Below are 3353 nucleotides of genomic sequence, written 5' to 3' on the forward strand. Positions count from 1 at the left end.
GTACCAGATGGCCAATGAGCTGAATTCGTTCAGCGGCACGCCGCGTTTCCTGCTGGTGCCGGCCAAGCACTATGGCGGCAAACCTTTGCTGGTCGTGCAGGCGCAAGGCAATTCTAGCCGCGTCGACGTCTTCGGACCGCTGATGAACGATCCGCTCGGCGCCCGCATCGGCTCCGACATTGCGCGCTGGCAGGCCGGCAATCCGGCCTGCGCCGCGACGGCCTAGCCCATGGGCCGGTTCCTGCAGATTGTGGGACTGGTCGTCGGTCTCGCCGGGCTCATCCTGCAGTTCTGCATCAGCATTCCGGCGTCGATGGAAGCCGGCCGCAGCCTGCTCGGCTCCATCATTTTCGTCTCCAGCTTCTTCACCATCCTGACCAACATCGGCGCGGTGCTGGTGTACACGTCGCTGCTGTCACCCACCTTCTATGCCTGGCTGCCGGCCTTTGCAGGCGCGCGGATGCGGGCCGGCGTTGCGGTTTCGATCGCGCTGGTGTTCATCGTCTATGCCACGGTTCTGGCACGGCTCTGGCAGCCGCAGGGCCTGTTCCTGCTCTGCGACGTCCTGCTGCATTATGTGACGCCGGTGCTGTTCGTGCTGTGGTGGCTGATCGCAGGCGCTGACGGCAGGACGCGCTGGAGCGACATTTCCTGGTGGGTGATCTATCCCATCGCTTATCTGGTCTATGCGCTGGTGCGGGCGCCGTTTGCCGGCGAGGTGCCCTACCCTTTCCTGGACATCGCCAGGAACGGCGCGACCAGCGTCGTCATCTCAGCCGCAGCCATCACCGGACTTTTCCTCGTGCTGTGCGTGGTCGCCGTCCTTGCGGACCATGCCGGCGCACGCACCAGGGCATCAAAACTCGGTTAGCTATCAGTCCCAGAACGGCCTGATGCCCTCGCGGTGAGCATCGCAGCGTGTGACGCCGATATCCTTGAGCTGATCATCGGTCATTTCCAGCAGCGCCAGCCGGCTGCGGCGGCGCTCCAACAGATGGTCGATCCATCTCGCCAGCGATCTGACCAGACGCACCAGACGGCTGACAAAGCCGCTCCGGTCTGATGGACGTGTCGATTGGCCAGATAAACCGGCTCTCGAGTGACGGATTGTAGCGATTGTATCCATTATCTTTCTACCAGAATTCCAAATTGTACCCTTTTTGGCACGCAATCGATATGGATTGACTCATGTGTAGGTGCAATATAGAAACTTGTCACCATGACAAATTGGCTCCCCGATTTCACTGCCGGCTCCGGCCCGCTGTATCAGCGGCTGGCGGATTCCATCGAGACGGACATCGATCGGGGGGTGATCGATGCCGGCGCAAAGCTGCCGCCGCAACGCGACCTCGCCTACGACATCGGCACCACCGTCGGCACGGTCGGCCGGGCCTATCAATTGCTGCGCGAGCGTGGGCTGGTGAGCGGCGAAGTCGGGCGTGGAACCTATGTGCTCGGCCAGCGCGCGAAGCCGGATTTTCCGGCTCCGGACGTCGGCGGCGAAGGCACGCGCTATATCGATGCGCCTAAGGGCAAGCTGCGTTTCGACAGCACCGCAGCACCTGATATCGGCCAGGGCGACATTGTCGCCGGTGTCCTGTCGCGCACGGCGCAGGACCATCCGCATGAGATTTCGAGCTACACGCGGGACTTCCCCGACCGATGGTACGAAGCCGGCGCCCGCTGGTTGGCGCGCAATTCGTTTCGTCCGAGTGCCGACACCATCGTTCCCACGCTCGGCACCCATGCGGCGGTGATGGCGGCGATCGCGGCGCTCACCATGCCTGGCGACTATATTGCCTTCGAGCACCTCACCTACTCGCAGATTTCCCGCAGCGCCGGCCTGATCGGCAGGCGCACCGCGCTGGTGGCATCGGACGAGGAAGGCATCGATCCGCAGGATTTCGAGCGCGTCTGCGCGCAAAAGCATCCCAAGATGATCTTCCTGATGCCGACGGCGCAGAATCCGACGCTGGCCACCTTGTCGGCGGCGCGCCGCGAGGCGATCGCCCATGTCGCACGCGAATACAACGTCGTCCTCATCGAGGACGATCTCTATGGCAATCTGACCGATGATCCGACACCATTGCTGGCCGAGTATGCGCCTGAACGCACCATCGTCGCGGGCGGCCTGTCGAAGTCGGTCGCAGCCGGTGTGCGCGGCGGCTGGCTTTCCTGCCCGCCCGCCTACCGCCACCGCATCCGTGTCGCCCACAAGATGATGACCGGCGGCATGCCCTTCCTGCTGGCGGAGGTGAATACAAGGCTGGTGCTGTCAGGTCAGGCGGATGAGATACGCAAGCGCAGCATCGCCGAAATCGGCGCCCGCATCGCCATCGTGCGCGAGACTTTGGCCGGCTTCGCGTTCAAGTCGCATGACAGGGTGCCCTTTGTCTGGCTGACCCTGCCCGACCCCTGGCTTTCCGGCACCTTCAAGAACGCCTGCCTGGAGCACGGCGTGCTGATCGACGACGAGGACGAATTCAAGGCCGGCCGTTCCGAGCAGGTTTTCCATGGTGTCCGCTTTGGCGTTTCGCAGCCGAGACAGCGCGGGGATATCGCTGAAGGCGTCGCGGCGATCCGGCGACTTCTCGATGAAGGCCGCGCCGGCTACGACAGCTTCTCCTGACACTGCGTGGCTTTGTCCGGTTTTCCGTCGTTTTTCGTCAATCCATGGGTGTATCGGTCGCAAGGCTTGCGATAAGACGGGACTCAAAATCCCAACGTCCCGGATATAAATCGCCGCCCATGACCATTTCCAATTCCGTGCCGATCACCCCCGAGCTCATTGCCTCACACGGGCTCAAGCCCGACGAGTATCAGCGCATCCTCGATCTTGTCGGGCGCGAGCCGAGCTTCACCGAACTCGGCATCTTCTCGGCGATGTGGAATGAGCACTGCTCCTACAAATCCTCGAAGAAATGGTTGCGCACGCTGCCGACCACCGGACCTCAGGTCATCCAGGGGCCGGGCGAGAATGCCGGCGTGGTCGACATCGGCGACGGCGACTGCGTCGTCTTCAAGATGGAGAGCCACAACCACCCGTCCTATATCGAGCCCTACCAGGGCGCGGCGACCGGCGTCGGCGGCATATTGCGCGACGTCTTCACCATGGGCGCCCGGCCGATCGCGGCGATGAATGCGCTGCGCTTCGGCTCGCCTGACCATCCCAAGACCCGGCACCTCGTTTCAGGCGTGGTTTCCGGCGTCGGCGGCTATGGCAACGCCTTCGGCGTGCCGACAGTCGGCGGCGAGGTCAATTTCGACGCCCGCTACAATGGCAACATCCTGGTCAACGCCTTCGCGGCGGGCCTTGCCAAGACCGATGCGATCTTCCTGTCGGAAGCCAAGGG

General features: G+C 63.1%; 4 protein-coding genes and 1 pseudogene. 4 read left to right on the top strand and 1 reads right to left on the bottom strand.

The window, feature by feature from the left end; genetic code table 11:
* Positions 1 to 226, top strand: a pseudogene (locus EN906_RS27860) (hypothetical protein); the annotation flags it as partial.
* A gap of 3 nt (positions 227 to 229) precedes the next feature.
* A complete protein-coding gene (locus EN906_RS27865) occupies positions 230 to 871 on the top strand; it encodes a Pr6Pr family membrane protein (protein ID WP_127269909.1) in 642 nt (213 codons plus the stop codon).
* Positions 872 to 874: 3 nt separating this feature from the next.
* Here the strand turns inward: EN906_RS27865 and EN906_RS27870 are convergent, their stop codons facing one another.
* The gene (locus EN906_RS27870) at positions 875 to 1126 is read right to left on the bottom strand and encodes a DUF1127 domain-containing protein (RefSeq protein ID WP_027036978.1); all 252 of its coding nucleotides are present in this window, start codon (positions 1124 to 1126) and stop codon (positions 875 to 877) included.
* Positions 1127 to 1219: 93 nt separating this feature from the next.
* Here EN906_RS27870 and EN906_RS27875 point away from each other — a divergent pair, with 93 nt between their 5' ends.
* A complete protein-coding gene (locus tag EN906_RS27875) occupies positions 1220 to 2629 on the top strand; it encodes a PLP-dependent aminotransferase family protein (protein ID WP_127269911.1) in 1410 nt (469 codons plus the stop codon).
* Positions 2630 to 2748: 119 nt separating this feature from the next.
* Positions 2749 to 3353, top strand: a 605-nt coding sequence (locus EN906_RS27880; protein WP_245484347.1) for an AIR synthase related protein, incomplete at its 3' end; no start/stop codon positions are given.

Origin of the sequence: Mesorhizobium sp. M7A.F.Ca.CA.004.06.1.1 (assembly GCF_003999135.1) — a bacterium.
In the GTDB taxonomy this organism is placed as follows: Bacteria; Pseudomonadota; Alphaproteobacteria; order Rhizobiales; family Rhizobiaceae; genus Mesorhizobium.

Coding starts and splice junctions, on each gene's coding strand:
- EN906_RS27865 (WP_127269909.1), top strand. CDS start 230: ATGGGCCGGTTCCTGCAGATTGTGGGACTGGTCGTCGGTCTCGCCGGG.
- EN906_RS27870 (WP_027036978.1), bottom strand. CDS start 1,126: ATGGATACAATCGCTACAATCCGTCACTCGAGAGCCGGTTTATCTGGC.
- EN906_RS27875 (WP_127269911.1), top strand. CDS start 1,220: ATGACAAATTGGCTCCCCGATTTCACTGCCGGCTCCGGCCCGCTGTAT.